Genomic DNA, 22,282 nt, shown 5'->3' on the forward strand with positions numbered 1-22,282 from the left:
CGTCCATGGTTCTTGTCATGGAAGAATTCGAAAAACGCATGCAGTCGCACCTCATGCAGCCCGCGCCGGTCATTTCGGACAATGCGCTTCTCAGCTCCGACGCTATCAGGCCAATTCTTGCGACGCTGGTCGAAGAACTAACCGATGGGATCGCGATCGCACAGCGTTTGGGCGCCAATTCGCCTTTGCTCTATGTCAATCAGGCCTTCGAGCATCTGACTGGCTACGCTCGGAACGAGGTCGTCGGGAAAGATTGCCGCTATTTGCAGGGCAACGAGCGCGACCAACAAGAGGTCGTCCACATTCGCGCTGCGATCGATGCGGCGGAGCCTCTGGACTCAACGCTGCGTAACTATCGAAAGGACGGGTCGGCGTTCTGGAACAGTCTCAGTCTCCGGCCTGCCTGGGTGGGCGAAGAACTATTCTACGTCGGCATACTGCGCGACGTCTCGGCGATTCGCCAGGCGCACACCGCGCTGGATCGTGTCGCGAACCTCGACGCGACCACGGGTTGCCTGAACCGTCAAGCATTTATCCTGGCTACCGAGGAGCGTTTCGCAACCAATGCCAAAGCGACGCCCTTGGTCGTGAAGCTGGATGTGATCGGTTTTCACGATTTCAACACGGGATACGGTTTCGAAGTCGGGGATGCCCTGCTTTATGAAACAGGGCGGCGGCTGCGGGACGTGGGCGCTGCCCAGGTGGGACGCATGGGCGCCAATGAGTTCGCTTTGGCTTTTGAGCTCACGGATGGATCAAGTGCGGATACTATCGTGGCAGCGGTATTCGCTTCGCTTGCCGCTGACTTCGTCGTGCCAGGTGCAAGTGTCTCACTGCGTTTCGCCATCGGCTATGCGGTGGGCCAGCCTCGGGCGAGACCCATTTCGCTGATCCGCAATGCCGGCATCGCCCTGTGGGCCGCCAAGTCCGCCCCTCTGGGTGGTCCGCGACGGTTTCGAGACTCGGATCACGAACAGGCAAGCCGACGCGTGCGAATGACTCGCGAATTGAAGGTCGCGGTCGCGAATGACGAATTTGTGTATCACTTCCAACCCCAGGTAGACCTTGCAACCGGCGAGTGGGTGGGTGCGGAAGCTCTGATACGCTGGAATCATCCTCTGTTTGGCAGCCAGCTCCCCGGAAGTTTCGTCGAGACTGCCGAGCGATCAGGTCTGCTGCTTGATCTGACCGAACGAAGTCTGACGACCGTCGCAGCTTATGCACGGCGCATTAACGCGCATCGCGGCAAGGCTTTGCGCTTTGCGGTGAATGTATCCGCCGGGGAGTTCCTGCAGCATGACATGGCCGAAATGCTGGATCGGGTCCTGTGCCTGACCAAGGCCGACCCGGCATGGTTGACGCTTGAGATCACCGAAAGCATGTTTCTCAGCGATACACCCGGCGTGATGGACGCATTTCAGCGGCTGCGACAGAGCGGCGTCGGCCTTTCCGTCGATGACTTCGGCACGGGCTATTCAAACCTGCGATCGCTCGAAACCTTTCCGGTTACCGAGATCAAGATAGACCGCACCTTTATCAGCGAACTCGCAACGAGGCCGTCCAGAAGGGTGATTGTCCAGGCCGTTATCGATCTTGGACGCGCCCTTGGGTTAACTGTGGTTGCAGAAGGCGTGGAGACCGAGGCCCAGCGCAAAATGCTTCGCGAAATGGGCTGTCCGGTCGGCCAAGGCTACCTTTTCAGCCGTCCCATCGACGCCGAAGTTTTTGCATCCGGCTTGGCACGGATCGGGAGCGACGGGATGGAAACAGCCTAAGGTCAGCGGGAGTCAGGACCGATTTGGCCCCGCGAGTAATCGCGGAGCCAAGAGACGCTGATCAGATGAGGCTGACGTTCTCGGCCTTGGACTTTCCAGTCTTGCGGTCCTGTCCCACATCGTAGCTGACCTTCTGGCCATCCTGAAGAGAACCACCAAACCCTACGGCGGAGATGTGGACGAAGACGTCCGGGCCGCCGTTGTCCGGAGTGATGAAGCCGAAGCCTTTGTCCTGTGCGAAAAATTTGACGGTACCTGTTGCCATGTTATCCTCGTTAATTGAATACGACGCGGTAATACTATTGTTCGATGGCGGTGGCCACAAGGCTTTATGGCCTTCTCGAGCCAAGTCGCCGTGGATGAGTGGTTTTCAAAAACGCCTGTTTTGCGGTCTCAGTCACGATCAGCACGCGATCTGTTGAATTTCAGCACGAATTAATTCGTATTTCCATTCTGCTCCCGCGCACAAAAATTGAAGCAACGAGTTGCTTATGAACAAATTTGTCTCGTTGAGCGGGCCTGATCTTGATCGGCAAAGCAGCGCAGTTTGAAGGCGTAGAGAGTTGCGGCCGCCGAGATCGCTTGCTCTATGTGCATACAGCGCCTCTATAGCGGTCAAAATGCTTAAAGTTTAGTCATTTGCAGGGTTGCGGATATTTTCATCGATCTATCTTGCGGATACGCTATTTGCGTGCTTGTATAGACAACCTAGGCAGTCATCACAGTTGCCGAGCCTGAAGGCGCAGACAGAGCGCAGGAGAGATTTGCATGATCGTCTTCGACAACGTCACCAAGCAATATGCGGGCGCGGCTACTGCCGTAAACGGTTTGTCCCTGACGGCGCCAAACGGCAAGCTGACCGTGTTCGTCGGCCCTTCGGGTTGCGGCAAAACCACATCCTTGCGGATGATCAACAGGTTGATCGTACAATCGTCCGGTTCGATCCTTCTTGACGGCGAACCGACAGATGGCATGGACGTGGCACTGCTGCGTCGTCGTATCGGTTATGTCATCCAGCATGCCGGGCTTTTCCCCCATCGCACCGTTGTTCAGAACATTGCGACCACTGCGCGGCTAAACGGATCGCCGAAGGAAAAAGCACTGCGCACGGCGCATGAGTTGCTTGAGCGTGTAGGGCTAACCGCCGCCTTTGCCGATCGCTATCCGTGGCAGCTTTCGGGTGGCCAGCAGCAACGCGTCGGTGTTGCGCGTGCACTCGCTTCCGATCCCAAATTCATGCTGATGGACGAACCCTTCAGTGCTGTCGATCCCGTCGTTCGCACACAGTTGCAGGACGAATTTCTTCGCTTGCAGCGTGAGATTGGCAAGACCATCATCATGGTGACCCATGATATAGACGAGGCGTTGAAGCTTGGCGATCAGGTTGCTGTTTTGCGTGCCGGCGGAACGCTTGCGCAGATCGCCACTCCAGAGGAATTGCTGGCGCGCCCGGCAGATGCCTTCGTGGCGGACTTTATCGGCCGGGACAGAGGGTATCGCTTCCTGAGTTTTGCAGAATTTGACGGAGCAGTCCCTCTCGGTGCGGAGCCGACAGCCTTGCTCGGCGCAACACCGGACAGCCTTCGTGGCGTTGCAACGGATCGCTGGGTTCTGGTGACTGACGCCGAACATCGTCCCATTGGATGGGCCGATGCGCAAGGTCTCAGGCAGCCACTGCGTGAGGGAGATCTCAATCTCAGTGGCACGCTGGCGCCGGAAGGCAGCAGTTTGCGCCATGTGCTCGATGCAGCGTTGAGTTCGCCCTCCGGCCGCGGGGTCATCGTAGGGTCAACGGGCCAGCTTGTCGGCACCGTCACACTCTCTGATGTCGCCAAAGCCATCGAAGCCGCGCGGGTCGGTCGCTTCGGAGGTCAGCCATGAGGTTTGATTGGCTCTACCGGGAATCCGGGCGGATTTTCGAGCTTTTCATCTGGCATCTAGGCCTTTCGGTCATCCCGGTGGTGATCGGCCTGCTTCTTGCCCTGCCGCTCGGTTGGATTGCGCAGCGGGCCGGTTTATTCCGGTCGACCCTGCTGGGGGTTGCCGGACTTCTTTACACAATTCCGTCGCTTGCGCTGTTCGTCCTGCTGCCGCTGGTGCTCGGCACCCGTATACTCGATCCGCTAAACGTCGTCGTCGCGCTGACGATCTACGCGTTGGCGCTTCTGGTGCGAACAGTGAACGATGGTTTGGAATCGGTTTCGCCAGACGTCCTCCAGGCGGCCAATGCCATGGGCTACAGACAGGTTGCGCGTCTGGTGGTGGTGGAGCTACCGCTCGCGGTCCCTGTGATTGCCGCCGGATTGCGTGTGGCCGTGGTTTCCAATGTCAGCATCGTTTCCGTAGCGGCACTGGTTGGAACGCCGCAACTTGGTCTGCTCTTCACGCAGGGGCTTCAGCTGCGGTTCCTGACGCCGATTATAGCAGGCATCGTACTCTGCGTGCTTCTCGCAGCCTTGCTGGACGGGCTTGTTCTGCTCATTTCACGCCGCCTGACGCCGTGGCAGCCTGGGAGTGCGGCGCGATGATAGAATGGTTTAGCGATCCAGCTCACTGGACAGGGAGTGATGGTGTCATCGTTCTCGTCGGTCAGCATCTGGCTTATAGCTTTGCGGCCCTTTTCCTCGCCTGTCTGATTGGCTTGCCGGTTGGGCTTTATGTGGGACACACGGGACGCGGTGTCGTCTTCATCGCGGGTCTTGCAAATGCGCTGCGCTCCCTTCCAAGCCTCGGCCTGATCGCACTTCTTGTGATTGTTTTTGGCCCCGTTTTCGCATCCGATATGGCTTTTATCGTACCCAGCCTTATCGTGCTCGTGCTTCTGGCCGTGCCGCCGATCATGACTGGCAGTTACGCCGGTATCGCGGCGGTGGATCCCGCTGCGGTGGATGCTGCAAGAGGCATGGGGAAACGTCCGCTCGATATTCTGTTCGATGTGGAACTGCCCTGCGCTCTGCCATTGATCTTTTCCGGTCTGCGCAGCGCCACGCTTCAGATCATCTCGACCGCAACTATCGCCGCTTATGTTTCTCTTGGTGGTCTCGGTCGCCTGATCATCGATGGGCGGGCGCAGAACGATTATTATCAGATGGCCGCAGGTGCCGTTCTCGTCGGTGCGTTGGCCCTGACCGTGGATCTGATCATCGGCGTCATATCGAGGGTCACCGTATCACCAGGCCTGACGCGTCGAGCGAAGCGTTAGAGGTTCTAAAATAACCGGGTTTTCTATTCCACGACTGTTTCAACATAAAGGAGAAGCTCGCATGGCATTCAGGATCATCACTGCCGCCAGCGCATTTGCGCTCATGGCACTTTCCGCTGCTTCGGCATTGGCGCAAAGCAATCCGCTGGCCGCGCCAGCCACTCCGCGAACCGATACGACGACAATCATCGTCGGTTCCGCCGACTTCCCCGAAAGCCAGCTTCTGGCGACGATCTACGCCAAGGCCCTTGCCGCCAAGGGTGTTGCCGTCGAAACGAAGTTGAGCATCGGTAGCCGCGAAGTCTATATCCCTGCGTTGCTGGACGGATCAATCGATCTGTTGCCGGAGTATGCTGGTGCGACGCTGAGCTATCTCGACAAGAACGCCACGGCCCATTCGCCAAGCGATGTGGCCGCAGCGCTCAAGGCGGCTCTGCCGAAAGGCGTCTCGATGCTGACACCCTCCGCAGCACAGGATTCCGATAGCGTGGCTGTGACGCGCGCGACCGCTGACAAATACAAGCTGAAGACGATTGCCGATCTCGCACCCGTAGCCTCGCAGCTCGTACTTGGCGGTCCACCGGAATGGAAAACGCGCAAGGAAGGCATTATCGGTCTGAAGGAACTTTATGGCCTCGAGTTCCAGTCGTTCAAATCGCTTGACGTCGGTGGCCCGCTGACCCTTTCGGCACTCATCAACGGTCAGGTCCATGCTGCAAACCTGTTCTCGACCGATCCGGCCATCGCTGCAAACGATCTCATCGTGCTTGAAGACGTCAAGAACCTCTTTCCCGCCCAGAACATCGTACCAGTGATTGCCACACCGAAAGTTAGCGACGTTGTGACAAGCACTCTCGATGCTGTTTCTGCCGCCCTGACGACGAAAGATCTCGTCGTTATGAACGGTCGTCTGGCCAATCACGACAGTTTCGATGTCGTGGCGGGCGACTGGCTGGCCGAACACAAATTGAACTGAATCCATCGGCAAAGGGCGTGGCATTGCCCCTCCCTTTGCCGACAACCCTGCGTATTGGTGACGTCATAGCTATGGATCACGACAGAAAGATTTTCCGGGAAGTGATGTCACCGATATCTGAGAACGCTCATGACGCGCAGGGCACCGAAGACCAGAGTTCACCACTCTATGTAAAGCTGAAGGACTATGTCCGCAGTCGCGTCGAGGCGGGTGAGTGGAAGATCGGTCAACGTGTTCCATCGGAAAACGAACTGGTCGATATTCTCGGTGTCAGCCGTATGACGGCCAACCGCGCTTTGCGTGAGCTGGCCGACGAAGGGCTTGTGGTGCGTGTACGCGGCAAAGGTTCGTTCGTTGCGTCCAAGAAGCGCACATCGCAGTTCCAGAGCGTACCCAACATTGCCGAAGAAATAACACGCAACGGCGGTGTTCACAGCGCGCGGGTCATACTTCTTCAAATCGAAACCTGCGATCCAGATCTTGCCGAAGCGCTCGCTGTTCCGGCTGGCAGCCTTGCTGCGCACTCGATCATTGTGCATGCGGAAGACGGCGTGCCGATGCAAATCGAGGATCGTTTCGTCAATTCGGACTGCGCGCCCGATTACATCAAACAGGATTTCAACCTCGTAACACCCAACAGTTATCTCACGCGAGTGGCACCGATCGTGAAAGCCGAGCAGCATATCGAGGCGGTCAGCGCACAGCCCTGGGAATGCAAGCTGCTGGCGATTTCCAAGACGGAACCATGCCTGCTCGTGCGTCGTCGCACATGGTCGACAAAGGGGATCGTGTCTTCTGTCCGCCTCCTTTATCCCGGCAGCCGCTATCGTCTTTACAGCAGTAATTGAGACACGGGCCAACGCCGGCAGTATTCAAGATGGAAAATTCCCGCTCCTCGCAGCCGTTTCTGCATCATAGGAAAACGTCATGACTGTTCTACTGGATGATGGATTGAGTTGGCGCGATGTGGCCCATATCGGCAAGGGCGAGGCACTGCGTGTGTCAGACGCGGCCTATCTGCGGATTGACCGGGCGAGCCAGATCGTTGACAGCATCGTCGAAAGCGGTGTGCGTGCCTATGGCATCAATACCGGGGTCGGTGCACTGTCGGACACTGTGGTGGATCGCACCGCGCAGGGTCGGCTGTCGCGCTCCATTATTCTCAGCCATGCCTGCGGTGTCGGCCCGTTGTTGGATCCTCGCGAAGTTCGGGCAATCATGGCGGCGCAGATCGCCAATTTCGCCCATGGGCACTCCGGTGTCCGACGCGAGATCGTCTCGCATCTGTCGACGTTTCTGGAACAGGATTGTATTCCCGACGTGCCGTCCCGCGGATCGGCGGGCTATCTGGTGCACAACGCGCATGTTGCGCTTGTTCTGATCGGAGAGGGCCAGGCCCGGCTCGGCGGGCGCGTTATGAGTGGACGAGATGCCCTGGCGGCAATGGGACTTCAACCCATCGTGCTGGGTGCCAAGGAAGGGCTGAGCCTCGTCAATGGTACAGCCTGTGCGACCGGTCTTTCCTGCATGGCACTCGCGCGGGCCAATCACCTGCTAGATTGGGCCGATGCCATAGCGGCGCTGACGCTTGAAGCAGCAGGCTGCCAGATCGACGCTTTTGACGAGACGGTTCTCGCGCTGCGTCCCTCGACGGGAATCGCGGCCGTCGGGGCCGCTCTGCGATCCCGGCTTGAAGGCAGTGGGCTGGTTGCCGCCGCTCATGGCAGGCGGACACAGGACGCGCTAAGCCTGCGTGCCGTGCCGCATGCGCATGGTGCTGCACGCGACATCTTCGATGCCTGCGCCTCCATCGTTGACCGAGAGCTCGCCTCCGTCACCGACAATCCCGCGATCCTTGGCACGCCCGAGCAGCCCATCGTCTCGTCGGAGGCCCATGCCGTTGCCCCGGCATTGGGGCAGGCGGCAGACAGTCTCGCCATCGCCATTGCACAGATTGCGTCCATGAGCGAGCGCCGTATCGACAGGCTGGTCAATCCTCTGGTGAGTGGTCTGCCGCCATTTCTGGCGACCGATGCCGGAAGCCATTCAGGTTTCATGATCGCGCAATATACGGCCGTAGCCCTTGTCGGCGATAGCAGACGTCTTTCCGCGCCTGCCTCCACAGATGGAGGGCTGACATCGGGATTACAGGAGGATTTCCTCTCTCATCCCACGGCAGCCGCCAACAAGCTGCTCGCGGTTCTCGACAATGCAGAATATATTCTGGCCATCGAATGGATGGCCGGGGTGCAGGCCCATGATTTCCTGGAAAATGTTGCCGGGCGGGCAGCCGGAACAAATGCGGTCTACAATCTGCTTCGCGAGCACCTCCAGCCCTATTCGGATGACCGGCCCCTGTCTGCGGACATGGAAAAGGCAAGGCTGCTCCTGCGTGATTTCTCGCCACCGGATATGTGATTGAAAGCCGTAAGGCTCGTGCCTTACATGGTGAAAGGCAGATCGATACCCTTGGCGCGGATGAAGGGCAGGCCTTTGCGCCGTGCAGTCCAGCCGATAACGTGAAGGCTCCGGGCGGCCGGTTCATGCCGTTGCGCAAGCATCCAGGATTTGCAGTCGATCGCGGCAATGTCCGCCCGGCCCTCGGCCACTGCGATGACGGAAGCGCGGTGCGCACCGGTTTCGAGACAATTTTCAAACAGATCGAGGCCCGCGCCTTCTGCTTCCAGATCGCGTTTCAAGCTGAGATAGCCGGATAATGACTTGTGCTCGTTGAATGCCAGTATTTTCCCGCTAAGAAATCCTTTCGGCAAAGCGGCCTCACCGGTTCTCGAAGGTTCAGCACCCTCTCCACCGTCTGCTATGCGGGCAATGATGGCGCTGGAATAGAACTCGCCTGCACCACCCTTGATGCCATTATAATCGCTCTGTCCAATCACCTGCACATGATCCTGCAGGCCAAACTCCATTGGCCCCCAGCAGGTGCCGGAGATCAGCAGAGCCGGATGCCGCCAGAGCACCGCAAGATCCAATGCATCGGGATCGAGCGTGGCAGGGTCTGCGGCAATGATGGCGCCGTCCTTTCCACGAATACCTCCCGGAACCGCCGGCATATCGCCGTTGCGTCTGGTGAGGCCTTTGGGAGCGTCGATACCCTCTGCTAAAAAACGGGTGCGCATATCGGCCCACAGCTTGTCCGTCTCATTGCGCAGTTCGGGCCAGTCATACATTGGCAGTGCCGCGATCCATGTCACGACGGAATTTCCAGTCTCACGTCTTGTTCCTGCATCGCATGGTCAGAAAAAATCAGAGCGGCAGGCACGACGGGTGACGCGATTAAAACTTGCTCGTCCCGTCTCAAGACAGGATGCGCTACCGGTTCCTTGGCCTTGAAGGCGAAAGCGCGGAACACCTCGAAATAATTGCTGAACACATATCCGTCATTCATCTTCTGCCACTCCGCCCGCCTCTCGCTGTAGAGGGAGGGCAATTTATACCAGGCGGCTGTCGGCATTTTGTGATGCACGAAATGCAGGTTGTTATAGAGAAACAGTGGAGCCAGGATGGAGTTTTCAACAATGATCGTTCTCCCATCCGGCTGTTCGGACCATTGATGTTCGCAATAGGAGCGAATGGCAATGATGGATATGCCCAGATAGGCCGCCACACTAACATAGAGCCAGATTGGAACGCCGAAAATCAGGGATATGACCAGCAGTGTCGGAACAAGTCCGGCCAGATGCAGGGTCCAGGCATAGATCACCCGCCGATCACCCTGCGCGATCTTGCGCCATTCGGATATCGTGAAACCAACAACCATCAACGGAGGGCCGATGACCAGACGCCCGATGAACGTATTGTTCCATCCCAGCAGGACCTTGAGGAACGACGGCATCTTTTGCCAGTCGCCCATGGCCCGGTAATAGCTTTCCGGATCGTCGAATGGGTCGGTCAGACGCTCGTCTGCATGGTGTTGCAGATGCGTGCGCTTGTAACTGCGATAGGGGTAGAAAATCCCGAGCGGCAGAAAGACCAAAGCTTCGTTCAGTCGTGCATTGCGCGTGGGGTGCCCATGCAGAACCTCGTGCTGGAGCGAGGAGTGCAGGGCAACTGCAATGCCCATGAGCACCAGAGAAACGATTGGAAACAACGGATACAGAAAATATCCCGCGAAAATCCAGAGACCGTAACAGACCGCCAACAGCGAGACTGTTGGCCATTCAATTCGGTCACGCGTTCTTCTGCGGCGAATGCCAGTCAGCCGCGCCGTCTTCTTTGCCAATATGTCTGTCATTTCATACTCTTGATGCCCCTGTCACCGTAGGGTCGCATCAGTCTCAGCCAGCCACAACGGGTTTATGGTGACCAACTGTTGATTTTGATAACAGTTTAAGCATTATGGTGATAATTATAAACAAACGGGTGAATTATGGACAAACGCGCGCTCGCAGAATTGTTTCGTGCCCGCCTGATCCAGCTGGTGAACAGGTCAGAAGACAGCCAGGCGTCTTTTGCCGCCGCCATTGGCATTGATCGATCAGCACTTTCGCAATTGCTTTCCGGTGATTCGGCGCGGCTTCCGCGTGTGGAGACGCTGCTGAATATCGCCGAGCGACATTCCGTCTCGCTCGACTGGCTACTCGGTCTTTCCCATGATCAGGGGTTGATGGGGGAATTGCGGCCAAGTTTCGAGATCGAGGAGGGCGGTGCTGATTATACGGATACGCTGTTGATGAAGTGGCATGCGGAAGCTGCAGGCACCAAAATCCGTTATGTTCCGGCACGCATTCCCGATCTGCTTCGCACACCCGAGATCATCGCTTTCGAGGCCATGGGCGCGCATCAGAGTGTGATGGCGCAGGCCAGCGAAACGGCGTTTCGACTCGATTATAATCGCCAGCCTGGTACCGACATGGAAGTTTGCATGCCGCTCGAAACGCTGGAAGCTTTTGCGCAGGGGCGCGGTATGTGGAGCGGTTTGGACCGCGAGACACGTGCCGAACAACTCAAACATATGTCGGGACTTATCAGCGAGCTATACCCATCGTTCCGGCTGTTTCTGTTCAATGAAAAAGAACGCTTTTCCGTGCCCTATACGATCTTCGGTTCGCAACGGGCAGCACTTTTCGTCGGCGCCATGTATCTTGTGCTCAACAACGCTGAAGCCATCCGTAAGATGCAACGTCACTTCGACGAGCTGATACGTTTTACCCGCATTCATGCCCATGAAACCGCGGATTTTGTGATGAATTTGGAAGTCGCTTAGTCCTGTGACGGGTACCAGCTTTCGCACATCATCGAACCGGTTTGCTACGTGACGACATGGTCGGGATTGAACAGGAGAGGAAGGCCGCCATGGCCGCGAAATAACGACCTCCTCCACAAACCGGATCTTTTGTAACGGCGCCAGAAAAAGCCCGGCAGTGCCGGGCTGTAATCTATGATGTTACTTCGGCCGAAAACGCGGATTTGATCAGTGTTTTGGTATATTCAGCCGCCGGCCGCTCGAATATCGCGTCCGTTTCTCCCTCTTCGACAATCTTCCCGTTTCTCATCACGATGACATAATCCGAAATGGCTTTGATGACAGAGAGGTCGTGGCTGATGAAGATGTAGGAAAGGTTGTGCGTTTTCTGCAAATTACGCAAGAGATCGATGACTTGGCCTTGAATGGATCGGTCCAGCGCCGATGTAGGTTCATCGAGAATGACGACATCTGGCTTGAGGATGATCGCGCGGGCAATTGCGATACGCTGACGTTGCCCGCCTGAAAACTCGTGCGGGTAGCGGTTGCGGGCGGCGGGATCGAGGCCGACTTCTTTCAGCGCTTCTATTGCTCGCTCGTCGCGCTGCGCGCGGCTGAGCTGTGGGTCGTGCACAAAGAGACCCTCAGTGATGATCTCTCCAACAGTCTGCCTTGGCGAAAGAGATCCATACGGATCCTGGAACACAAGCTGCAGCTGCCGCCGCAATGGCCTCATTGCCGTTCGGCCAAGTCCGGTGATTTCCGTCTTGCCGAAGAAAATGCGGCCCTCTGCAGTGACAAGGCGCAGAAGCGCGCGACCGAGCGTGGACTTGCCTGATCCGGATTCACCGACGATGCCGATCGTCTGCCCTTGATGAAGGCTGACATTAACGCTGTCCACGGCCCTGAAAGCCCGTGACTTCGACAGGAAGCCGCCCGGGATCACATAATCGATCGTGACGTTCTGGCCAGAAAGAACGACCGGCGCTTCTTTGCCGACCGGCGGCTTGTGGCCGCTGGGTTCGGCATCGAGAAGCATCCTCGTATAGTCCGCCTTCGGGCGCTCGAAGATCTCTTCCGTCGGACCGGTTTCAACGATCTCGCCTCGGCGCATAACCGCAACACGATCGGCAAAATGCCTGACGACACCGAGATCGTGCGTTATCAGCACCACTGCCATGCCGAAGCGCTGCTGCAACGACTTCAGAAGATCGAGAATCTGCGCCTGGATTGTCACGTCGAGCGCGGTGGTTGGCTCATCCGCGATCAGAATATCCGGCTCGTTTGCCAGCGCCATGGCGATCATGACGCGTTGGCGCTGGCCGCCGGAAAGCTCATGCGGGTAGCTGTCGATGCGCCGCTCCGGGTCCGGAATACCGACAAGTTTCAGAAGTTCGAGAACGCGTGCCCTTGCTTCCTTCTTGCTGCCGCCCCGGTGATGGACGATTGGCTCGGCGATCTGCGCGCCGATCCTGTAAAGCGGATCGAGCGAAGTCATCGGCTCCTGGAAAATCATGGTGATTTTCGCGCCACGGATTTTGTTCAGCTCGTTGACCGGCAAGCCTACCAACTCGCGTCCACGATATTGCGCCGAGCCTTGAATGACGCCGTTGGAAGCCAAGAGGCCCATGATGCCCATCATGGTCTGGCTTTTGCCGGAGCCGGATTCCCCGACGACAGCGAGCGTTTCACCCTGCTTTACGTGGAGATCGACACCTTTGACGGCGTTGACCGTGCCGTCTGGCGTGGCAAAATCGACCTTGAGATTGCGGACGGTGAGAATGTTTTCAGATGTCGTATTCATGTCAACGATCCTTGGGATCGAGTGCATCACGCAATCCGTCGCCTACGAAGTTCAGCGAAAAAAGCGTCAGCACGAAGAAGATTGCCGGGAATATCAGTAACCACGGGGCCGACTGAATATTGTTGGCGCCTTCGGAAATGAGCGCACCCCAGCTCGTGAGTGGCGCCTGAACGCCAAGCCCCAGGAAGGAGAGAAAGCTTTCAAGAAGAATGACTTTCGGGACAACGACCGTCACGAACACGACCACGGGACCGATGGTGTTGGGGATGATGTGACGGCGGATGATCTGCCAGTCACTCAAACCCAAGGCCTGAGCTGCCGCCACAAATTCCCGCCGTTTCAAGGCAAGCGTCTGGCCACGCACGATACGCGCCATATCCAGCCACTCCACTGCGCCAATGACAAGGAAGATCAGGATGAAGCTACGCCCGAAGAAAACCACGAGAACCACGACCAGGAAGACGAAGGGCAGCGAATAGAGGATCTCGACGAAACGCATCATTACATTGTCGACGCGCCCGCCGATGTAACCCGCCGTAGCGCCGTAAAGCACGCCGATGCCGAGCGAAACGAGGCTGGCGAGAACGCCGACGGCAATGGAGATCTGGCCGCCCAGCATTACGCGAGCCAGCATGTCGCGACCGTTTGAATCTGTGCCGAAGAAGAAGTATTCGCGATTGACATCGCCTTCCAACTTAAGCGTTCGACCATCATCTTCCGTAGCAACGACTTTCGTGTTTTCGAATTCGTTGGCGCGGTCGAAATAACGTGTCGTGCGCGGGTCAATCGGGCTGCTGGAGGTAACCGTTGCCGTGAAGGTCTGCCCTTCGACGGCAAACTCCTTCAGTTCGACGCGCGCACGGCCTGCCACACCTTCCATGACGCTCTGGAGGTTGTTCACGTCCGGGCGCGGCTCGAGGCTTGGCGCGACGGAGACGTAGGACGAAAACACCTGATCATAGGTGTGTGAAAGGAAATGCGGGCCGATAAACGAGAAAAGTGTGATCAGCACAAGCATGATGGAACCAGCCATGGCGGCCTTGTTTCGTCTGAAACGCAGGGCTGCAAGCTGGAACAAGCTTCGGCTTTTCACCGATGGCTGAGGGGCTATATTGCCGGAGATATCAGTCATGTCTGACCCTCGGATCGAGCAGGCCGTAGAGAATATCGACCACGAGATTGAACAGGATGACGAAAATGGCGATGAGAACCACCGTTCCCATGACCAGCGTGTAGTCGCGATTGATGGCGCCAAGAACGAAGTAGCGGCCGACACCGGGAATGGTGAAGATCGTCTCGATGACCGCCGAGCCCGTCAGCAGCGCTGCGGCGCAAGGCGCAAGATATGAAACGACCGGCAGCATCGCCGCGCGCATGGCGTGAATCACCACGACGCTGCGAGCCGGGAGGCCATAGGCCCTGGCGGTGCGGATATGGTCCATGCGCAGAGCCTCGATCATTGCACCGCGCGTCAGACGCGCGATGACCGCAAGCTGCGGCAAGGCGAGCGCGATCATCGGAAGAATGAGATAGCGTAGCGACCCATCACCCCAGCTACCTGCGGGCAGAAGCCCCAGCAACACGGCGAAGATAAGCGTGAGGACAGGTGCGACGACGAAGTTCGGCACGGTGATACCGATGGTCGAAATGGACATGATGGAGAAATCGAAGGTGCTATTCTGCCTGAGTGCGGCAAAGGTGCCGGCAAGAATACCGCCGACCAACGCCAGCAAAAGAGCATAGCAACCGAGCTCCAGCGAATAGGGCAGGCCTTTGCCGATCAACTGGGCGACGGTGTTGTCCTTGTAGATGTAGCTCGGACCGAAATCGCCGGTGGCGGCGTTGCCGAGATAGATGAGATACTGGCGCCACAATGGCTCATCCAGATGATAGGTTCTCATCAGGTTTTCCATGGTTTGCGGGGGCAGGGGCCGCTCGAGGTTGAACGGACCGCCCGGTGCGAAACGCATCAGGAAAAACGAAATCGTGACGACGATGAACAATGTCGGCACGGCGCTCGCCAAACGGCGCAGGATAAATGAAATCATGATTTTCAGGCTCCGACATGGCACGGTGGTTTCGGCCACCGTGCCAGCACTGCTTATTCGGAAACGCTCAGGAAGCGGCTGAGGTGTTCGTTAGCAGCATTGTCTTCCCAACCCTTCACGCGGTTGGAAACCAGCCACAGGTCCGCCTGTGTGAGAAGCGGAGCAACCGGCTGTTCCTTCATGAGGATGGTTTCTGCCTCGTGCAACAGTTTGGAGCGAGCAGCAGGATCCTTTTCGTCATAGGACTTCTGCATCAGCGCATCATATTCGGCATTATTGAACTTCGAGTAGTTGAAGGTCTTGTTGGAGGATACCGAAAGGGCGAGGAAGTTTTCCGCATCCGCATAGTCGGCAACCCAGCCTGCACGCGCAACGTTGTACTTGCCGCCTTCCTGCAGGTAGCCGTAATGCGAGGCGACGTCGAGGTTCACCAGTGACACTTTGGCGCCAAAGGTGTTTTTCCACATATCCGCAATAGCGGTGGCAACGCGCTCATGGTTCGGGTTTGTGTTGTAGCGAATTTCAACGGAAAGCGGCTTGCCACCCTCGCCGTAACCGGCTTCCTTCATGAGTTTGACGGCTTCGTCTTCACGATCGAGTTGCGACAGCGTCGCAAACTCTGCTTTCGCAGGCTCACCGTAGGAGTCCATGCCCGGAGGAACCATGGAGTAGGCGGGAACCTGCGAACCGCTGTAGATTTCCTTGGCGAGGAAATCGCGGTCGACTGCCATGGACAGGGCTTGACGGACGCGGACATCGTTATACGGCGCTTCACGCGTGTCGAAGGTATAGTAGTATGTCGCAAGCGTCGGCGAAACGTGAACCTGTTCGCCATAGGCCTTGCGCAGGCGGTCGATCTGGTCCGCGGAAAAGTTGTAGGCGAGGTCCATTTCCTTGGCTTCGAAACGACGAACGGATGCGGCCTGGTCGTCGATCGGGTAGAAGATGACCTTGTCGATCTTGGTGTTCGATGCGTCCCAGAAGTTGGTGTTCTTGACCACCGTCAAGCTGTCATTGGGAACATGCGCTTCAAGCTTGTAAGCACCGTTCGACACCATGACGCCCGGCTTTACGAAGTTGGTTCCGTTCTTGTCAAAGCTTGCCTTCGAGATCGGCAGAGCTGTCTGGTGGGCAAGGAGTTCAAGGAAGAACGGTGTTGAGCGCTCGAGTGTGATCTCAAGGGTCTTGTCATCCACGGCCTTGACGCCAAGCTGGTCAACCGAAGTTTCACCCTTGTTTATTTTCTCGGCGTTCTTGATCGGATAAAGAATATTCGCATATTTTGCTGCGGTCTTCGGGTCTTCGACGCGCTGATAGGAGAAAACAAAATCTCCAGCCGTTACCGGAGTGCCATCCGACCACTTCGCATCTGCACGCAGTTTGAACGTGTAGACGGTACCATCCTCAGACAGCGTCCAGCTTTCCGCCGTACCGGGAACGATCTTGCCGGCAGCATCGTAAATGGTGAGACCTTCATAAAGGTCTTTGAGGATAAAGGCTTCGATATTGATCGAGGTCTGTGCCTGATCGAGCGTCTGAGGCTCCCCGGAATTGCCGCGGTGAAGAACTGTTTCTGCAAGTGCGGAACTTGCGCCAATCAGAAGCGATCCTACCAGCAGCGTGGCGCGAGTTGTTGTTTTTATCGACATAATTTCCCTCCCGTGAAGAGTGTGAGTCTACAAACAAGGCCAAATTGCTCCGAAGGGCAACCACAATAAATTGTGAGTTTATGCATACACCGTGACTGCTGATCGAACAGAATAAGGGCAAAGCCATGGCCCGCACGCTGGACATTGCCTCGCGTGACGCGACCTCCGGACGGTTAAATCGATGCGGGAAGCCGTCGGCCCCATCGATATCCTCGTGAAAATACCGATGCCGCCAAAAGCCCGAGTAAGTTTACGGCATCATACATGTCATCGTTTGCATATGCCGGGTAACACTTCATTTAGTAATTTTGTGAAATCTAAAATACGCAGGTTCCAAAGTTTCATCGGCGGGGCTGGTAGAACGAGTGGATCCAACGCGCCCAGCCTTTGGCGGCCCGGAGCGGATATCCGCTTGTCGCCCTATGAGGAGGGGCACAGCTACCCGCGATGTTCCATTGTTTGTTTCCCTGGCTTCCTGCGCGGACAGCTGGAGGAGCGCTTGCCCTGAGGCTATTCATGTCTTTCCTGAAGAATACCAAAATAAAAACAAAGGTCTTATTCGTCATATCAGTGATGAGTTTGATGTCGCTTTCCGGAATCAGCTACGTCAGCTTGCAGTATAAAAATACCGACAATGTTTACAGCGATTTCATCGCCAATGAGGCGCTTGCTGCGGTGCTGAACGCCCGAACGAGCGGCAATCTCAATGCACTCGGCATGCAGATGCTTCGCGCCAGCCTCAATGACTCGACCAGCAGTGATTTCGAGGCCGCTGTCAAAACATTCAAGGCCGACCGGAAGCAACTGGAAGAACGGCAGAATAAAATCATGCAGCTGGTGCCGGCCCGGACGGATGCCGCTCGTGATATCCTCAAGGGCGTTGCCGAGGTTGAGGAAATCGGCAATCAGGTCATCGCTCTCATGCAGGCGGGAAAAAATGCTGAAGCTCAGCAGATGGCGCTTAACGTCCTTCGAAAAATAACTGAAGTCTCACCGAAAATCAGTGCGGGCAACGAGCAACTGATCCAGGTGATGAACGATGGAAGAGAGCGCCTCACGGCCAGCACCAACACGACAATCTGGACAGCTCTGGTCAGCATAGCAATTGTTTCCCTGGCATTGATCGCGCTCGGCCTGCTTATTTCTTCGCGTGGCATTACCACTCCGATTGCGCGGCTTCGCGAGCGGATGGGGTCGTTGGCGGCAGGCGATACAGCCAGCGAAATCGAAGGTATGGACCGCAAGGATGAAGTCGGCCAGATGGCCGCTGCTGTTCAGGCATTTCGCGAGAACGCCATCGAGCGCCTCCGGCTTGAGAATGAAACGGAAAACCATCGGTCATCTTCAGAGCAGGACCGGATAGAGCGCGAGAAACAGAAGGCGAAAGAAGCTGCCGACGTGCAATTCGCCGTCGACAACCTTGCTGCTGCCCTTTCGAAGATCGCTCAGGGCGACGTTACTTACCGGATCGCTCAGCCGTTCGTGTCCAGCCTTGACGGTATTCGCGGCGACTTCAACAGGGCAGCGGAACAGCTGCAATCGACTCTGAACCAGGTGGCGCAGAACGCGCGCGGCATCGACTCCGGCGCGAACGAGATCAGGGCCGCAGCCGACGATCTGGCCAAGCGTACGGAACAGCAGGCAGCGGCCGTCGAGGAGACAGCTGCTGCACTGGAAGAGATCACCACGACGGTGAAAGACTCGACCAAACGGGCGCAAGAAGCGGGCCATTTTGTCAGTCGCGCAAAAGTCGGTGCGGAACAGTCGGGAGAAGTGGTGCAGAAAGCTGTCACGGCAATGGAGCAAATTGCTGCATCCGCTGATGAGATTTCCAACATTATCGGCGTGATCGACGAGATTGCTTTCCAGACCAACCTTCTGGCGCTGAATGCAGGCGTGGAAGCTGCCCGTGCCGGTGAGGCGGGCAAGGGATTTGCGGTTGTTGCCCAAGAGGTTCGCGAACTGGCCCAGCGTTCCGCCGGTGCCGCCAAGGAGATCAAGAATCTCATTACGACATCGAACAGTCAGGTTCAGCAGGGTGTGCAACTGGTTGGCGAAACGGGCAAGGCACTCGAACTCATCGTCACGGAAGTACAGGAAATCAACCGTCACGTGATGGCGATCGCGGAATCGGCACAGGAGCAATCCTCTGGTCTCCAGCAGATCAATACGGCTGTGAACCAGATGGACCAGGACACCCAGAAGAACGCTGCCATGGTGGAAGAAAGCACGGCGGCAAGCCACGGGCTTGCACGCGAGGCTTCGTCGCTCAACCAACTGCTCGCTCGGTTCAAGTTGTCAGAAGGTGGTTACAGCGAAATCTCCGCACCGGTTCGCGCAGCCTCGTCCGCCGACAGGCCTGCAGTTTCTCCTGCGCGTGCACTCGGCGGAAAGATTAAAGCTGCGTTCTCCGGCAATGCTGCCCTGAGCACATCGCCGGACAACTGGGAAGAGTTTTGATAAATGCGCGTCTTTCACGCCTGACGTCTGATGAGAGACTGAAAGCATTGTTTTAAACACTTGCACCGGCGATTGGACTCTGATCGCCGGTGTCTTGCCGATCGCACATCGAATCCGTGACGATTTTTGATCGTATCTCCCCCAAAAAGCGTCCGCTCTTGGGAGAAGTGCCAGTTGATCATTCCAGTACTATTGGCGATTGCCCGCATCACCGACACCTTGCAACCGTATTGGTGGTTATAGCGGTTGTTCTGCGCAGGCGGATCGATATATCTAGGGCCTGGTTCGTCACTTTAATCCGCGGGTACATGGAAACTTCGCTTTATCTGCCCGTCAAAAGTTTCCTCGAGGAAGCGGGCTACACTGTCAAAGGCGAGGTTGGCAGTTGCGACCTCGTGGGCTTGAGCGATAACGATCCGCCTGTTGTCGTCATCTGCGAGCTGAAACTGAGCTTCAATCTGGAGCTTATTTTGCAGGCGGTTGATCGCGCGGCTATGGCAGACGAGGTCTGGATTGCGGCACGGGTCTCAGCCAAGGGCAAGGGCCGCGAGGCTGACAAACGTTACCGCGACCTTTGCCGCAGGCTCGGGATCGGCATGCTCGGCATTTCCGATGTTGGCGACGTCAGCGTCATCGTCAGTTCCATATCACCGATGCCGCGAACCAACCCAAAACGGCGTTCGCGATTGATACGTGAACACAAGAGGCGACGCGGAGATCCGGCGGTGGGTGGAAGCACTCGCGCACCAATCATGACCGCGTATCGCCAACAGGCACTCGGCTGCGCTTTGGCGTTGGCATCAGGGCCGCTGCGCGTGCGTCAGGTCAGATCCGGCATACCAGATGCCGGAAAGATCTTGCTTGCAAACGTCTATGGCTGGTTTGAACGTCTGGATAGAGGCGTCTATGGCTTGACCCCTGCCGGACAGGAGGCGCTACAGCGATGGCCGCAACAAGAAACGCCGGCAACGATCGTCGTACCCAGCTAATTTCTATTCAGCAATAGAGCTTATTTGCGCAGATTATGTAAAAACATGACTGCACACCTTGGAGTTGATTTCATTTCCTCTTGATTTACCTTGTGTATTTCCAATGATGTAATACGGACTTGATAAATAACCGACTCTGTACTCGATGAGTCGTGCAAATGAACATACTTAGCGCCAAACAGAAATTGCTGTATTTTATGTCTGTCCGGTCCGACAATCCGGACCTGCTGAAAGCACAATATCGCGCTTTCACCCGGCAGATGCCGATGATGTATTTGATACTGATTTCAAGTACATGGGCGCTGGCTACTACACATCTGCAACTGGCGCCGTTTTGGCTCACCATTGGAATTCCCGCTTTTTTCACACTCGGCTGCACCGTCAGGGTTGCATTCTGGTGGAGAACCCGCGGTATCGATCCCCCGCCGAAGGTGGCCCATGCAGCGCTTCAGCGCACAAATCGCCTGGCAGCCGGTATCGCCATTATATTCACGCTCTGGTCTTTTTTGCTGGTGCCTTATGGGGACGCCTATACGCAGTCCCATGTCGCCTTCTACATGGCGATTACCGTTATCTCCTGCATCTTCTGTCTGATGTATGTGCGTTCGGCCGCCTTCATGGTCACGGCCATCGTCAACGGCGCCTTCATCATCTTCTTTTTGGCCTCAAGGCAACCGACATTCATCGCCATTGCCATCAATGTCCTTCTGGTCTGCGCTGGCATGATGTCCATCCTGTTGACCAACTACCGCAATTTCGAGCGCATGATTGTTTCGCAGCAGCGTACGGAAGCGCTGAACAATGAGAACCTGCTGCTTGCCAATATCGACAGTCTGACGGAACTGCCCAACCGCCGCGCCTTTTTCGCCCATCTGGAAGCCGAAATCGAAAAAGCAAGGGTGGCGGGAACGCGACTGGCGCTTGGCGTTATCGATCTTGATGGGTTCAAGCCCGTCAACGACCTTTACGGCCATTCCGTGGGCGACAGGCTGCTCGTCAACGTCAGCAAACGTCTCACCGAAACTCTGACGACCAGCAAGGCATTCCGCCTTGGGGGAGATGAGTTTGCGATCGTTGCCCCGATCATACCCGATGATGCGCAACTCGTCGTAAATGCGAACGTGATCTCGGAACGGTTGAGGGCGCCCTATCATCTGCCCGAGGGAACGGTGCATGTCGCTGCTTCCATGGGGATAGCCGTATTTCCGTGCCTCGCTTTGACGCTTGAGCAACTTTTCGACCGCGCGGACTATGCGTTGTATCACGCCAAGAAAACCCGGCGCGGCGATGCCGTCCTATTCGATGCGGAGCACGAAAAGCAGATCAATATCGAAGCCCGTATCGAACATCTGCTCAAGCAGAAAGAGATAGAAAACGAGCTTTCAGTCGTGTTCCAACCGATCGTCGACATACGCGATGGAAGAGCTGCGGGCTTTGAAGCACTGGCGCGCTGGCACAGCCCGGTCCTTGGGCATGTCCCGCCTGCCCAGTTCTTCGCCATTGCCGAGCGGGCCGGTATCGTCAGCTCGCTGACACGGCCTCTTCTTCGAGCCGCTCTCGTTTCCGCATCGGCATGGGAGCCATCCCTTAGACTATCCTTCAACCTCTCGGCCCATGACCTCAATTCCTGCGAAGGCGTGCTGTCATTGATCGGCATCATCGAAAACAGCGGCTTCGACGCAACACGTATTGACCTTGAAATTACCGAAACGGCCTTTGCGCATGATTTCGAACAGGTCAGGCAGTCGGTCGAAATGCTGCGGCGGCTCGGTTGCGGCATTTCGCTTGATGATTTCGGCACCGGTTATTCCAGCCTGACACGGCTGCACGCTCTGCCCCTCACCAAGATCAAGATTGACCGCAGCTTCGTCACGGATCTGCACGAAAAGCCAGCCAGCTACAAAATCGTGAAATCGCTGCTCACGCTCAGCCGCGACATGGGGCTGGAATGCGTGGTGGAAGGGGTCGAAACACGGGAGGAACTCGCGGCCCTTGAAGGTCTCGGTGCTACGCTGGTGCAGGGTTATATCTATGCGGCGCCACTACGAGAACAGGATGTCCGTGAGTTTCTTTCCAGACAGGAAAAAAAGCGCATGATCCTATCAGCCTAAAGTGGCCTGGGTTTTTCGGGCCCGATTTTCCGGCTGCGATGCCTGCCTGCTGATGTTGATCCGGG

18 protein-coding genes are annotated in these 22,282 nt (G+C 56.7%); 11 read left to right on the forward strand and 7 right to left on the reverse strand.

The features are described 5' to 3' along the window. Positions 1-17 precede the first annotated feature (17 nt). Positions 18-1,775: a bifunctional diguanylate cyclase/phosphodiesterase gene (locus J5276_RS21590; RefSeq protein WP_236761583.1), complete on the forward strand. Its 1,758-nt coding sequence runs from the start codon at positions 18-20 to the stop codon at positions 1,773-1,775. A gap of 61 nt (positions 1,776-1,836) precedes the next feature. On the opposite strand, the gene J5276_RS21595 is transcribed toward J5276_RS21590, so the two are convergent. Continuing rightward, positions 1,837-2,040 carry a cold-shock protein gene (locus tag J5276_RS21595; protein WP_003518333.1) on the reverse strand — a complete coding sequence of 68 codons (204 nt, stop codon included), beginning with the start codon at positions 2,038-2,040 and terminating at the stop codon, positions 1,837-1,839. Positions 2,041-2,543: 503 nt separating this feature from the next. Here J5276_RS21595 and J5276_RS21600 point away from each other — a divergent pair. The 6 genes from J5276_RS21600 (at position 2,544) to hutH (ending at position 8,371) form a co-directional block, all read left to right on the forward strand. After that, positions 2,544-3,656: an ABC transporter ATP-binding protein gene (locus J5276_RS21600; protein WP_111800920.1), complete on the forward strand. Its 1,113-nt coding sequence runs from the start codon at positions 2,544-2,546 to the stop codon at positions 3,654-3,656. Further along, entirely contained in the window at positions 3,653-4,303 is a 651-nt protein-coding gene (locus J5276_RS21605) for an ABC transporter permease (protein WP_003518331.1), read from the forward strand. Before J5276_RS21600 ends, J5276_RS21605 begins: the two co-directional genes overlap by 4 nt. Continuing rightward, positions 4,300-4,977 carry an ABC transporter permease gene (locus J5276_RS21610; protein ID WP_003518330.1) on the forward strand — a complete coding sequence of 226 codons (678 nt, stop codon included), beginning with the start codon at positions 4,300-4,302 and terminating at the stop codon, positions 4,975-4,977. Before J5276_RS21605 ends, J5276_RS21610 begins: the two co-directional genes overlap by 4 nt. Positions 4,978-5,038: 61 nt before the next feature. Further along, positions 5,039-5,953 carry an ABC transporter substrate-binding protein gene (locus J5276_RS21615; RefSeq protein WP_003518329.1) on the forward strand — a complete coding sequence of 305 codons (915 nt, stop codon included), beginning with the start codon at positions 5,039-5,041 and terminating at the stop codon, positions 5,951-5,953. 104 nt (positions 5,954-6,057) lie between these two features. Beyond that, positions 6,058-6,801, forward strand: a complete 744-nt coding sequence (hutC, locus tag J5276_RS21620) for a histidine utilization repressor (protein WP_174012265.1) — start codon at positions 6,058-6,060, stop codon at positions 6,799-6,801. Between the two features lie 79 nt (positions 6,802-6,880). Beyond that, positions 6,881-8,371 (forward strand): histidine ammonia-lyase, encoded by a 1,491-nt coding sequence (gene hutH / locus J5276_RS21625; RefSeq protein ID WP_065705719.1) that lies wholly within the window; start codon positions 6,881-6,883, stop codon positions 8,369-8,371. 23 nt (positions 8,372-8,394) lie between these two features. Here hutH and J5276_RS21630 read toward each other — a convergent pair whose 3' ends face one another. Together J5276_RS21630 and J5276_RS21635 are read right to left on the reverse strand one after the other, a co-directional pair. Then, positions 8,395-9,141 carry a PhnD/SsuA/transferrin family substrate-binding protein gene (locus tag J5276_RS21630; RefSeq protein ID WP_065687446.1) on the reverse strand — a complete coding sequence of 249 codons (747 nt, stop codon included), beginning with the start codon at positions 9,139-9,141 and terminating at the stop codon, positions 8,395-8,397. A gap of 20 nt (positions 9,142-9,161) precedes the next feature. Continuing rightward, a complete protein-coding gene (locus J5276_RS21635; protein WP_065705723.1) occupies positions 9,162-10,205 on the reverse strand; it encodes a fatty acid desaturase in 1,044 nt (347 codons plus the stop codon). 135 nt (positions 10,206-10,340) lie between these two features. On the opposite strand from J5276_RS21635, the gene J5276_RS21640 reads away from it, so the two are divergent. Continuing rightward, positions 10,341-11,177, forward strand: coding sequence for a helix-turn-helix domain-containing protein (locus tag J5276_RS21640; RefSeq protein WP_019566842.1), 837 nt, complete (start codon positions 10,341-10,343; stop codon positions 11,175-11,177). A 172-nt stretch (positions 11,178-11,349) separates the two neighbouring features. Here J5276_RS21640 and J5276_RS21645 read toward each other — a convergent pair whose 3' ends face one another. From J5276_RS21645 to J5276_RS21660, 4 genes are read right to left on the reverse strand one after another with little or no spacing between them, the layout of a single operon-like run. Continuing rightward, positions 11,350-12,960: an ABC transporter ATP-binding protein gene (locus tag J5276_RS21645; protein ID WP_065687444.1), complete on the reverse strand. Its 1,611-nt coding sequence runs from the start codon at positions 12,958-12,960 to the stop codon at positions 11,350-11,352. Position 12,961: 1 nt separating this feature from the next. Next, positions 12,962-14,092, reverse strand: a complete 1,131-nt coding sequence (locus J5276_RS21650; RefSeq protein ID WP_003518322.1) for an ABC transporter permease — start codon at positions 14,090-14,092, stop codon at positions 12,962-12,964. Then, on the reverse strand, positions 14,085-15,008 hold the full coding sequence (gene oppB, locus J5276_RS21655; RefSeq protein WP_003518321.1) for an oligopeptide ABC transporter permease OppB: 924 nt from the start codon (positions 15,006-15,008) through the stop codon (positions 14,085-14,087). The genes J5276_RS21650 and oppB overlap by 8 nt, the downstream gene beginning before the upstream one ends. A 53-nt stretch (positions 15,009-15,061) precedes the next feature. Then, positions 15,062-16,657 (reverse strand): peptide ABC transporter substrate-binding protein, encoded by a 1,596-nt coding sequence (locus J5276_RS21660; protein ID WP_003518320.1) that lies wholly within the window; start codon positions 16,655-16,657, stop codon positions 15,062-15,064. 516 nt (positions 16,658-17,173) lie between these two features. On the opposite strand from J5276_RS21660, the gene J5276_RS21665 reads away from it, so the two are divergent. The 3 genes from J5276_RS21665 (at position 17,174) to J5276_RS21675 (ending at position 22,217) form a co-directional block, all read left to right on the forward strand. Next, positions 17,174-19,117, forward strand: coding sequence for a methyl-accepting chemotaxis protein (locus tag J5276_RS21665; protein WP_112391853.1), 1,944 nt, complete (start codon positions 17,174-17,176; stop codon positions 19,115-19,117). Positions 19,118-19,425: 308 nt separating this feature from the next. Further along, positions 19,426-20,106 (forward strand): DUF2161 domain-containing phosphodiesterase, encoded by a 681-nt coding sequence (locus tag J5276_RS21670; RefSeq protein ID WP_065658436.1) that lies wholly within the window; start codon positions 19,426-19,428, stop codon positions 20,104-20,106. Between the two features lie 158 nt (positions 20,107-20,264). Further along, a complete protein-coding gene (locus J5276_RS21675; protein WP_174012267.1) occupies positions 20,265-22,217 on the forward strand; it encodes a bifunctional diguanylate cyclase/phosphodiesterase in 1,953 nt (650 codons plus the stop codon). Positions 22,218-22,282: the final 65 nt, after the last annotated feature.

This window comes from Agrobacterium sp. S7/73 (assembly GCF_019355535.1).
Lineage (GTDB): Bacteria > Pseudomonadota > Alphaproteobacteria > Rhizobiales > Rhizobiaceae > Agrobacterium > Agrobacterium tumefaciens.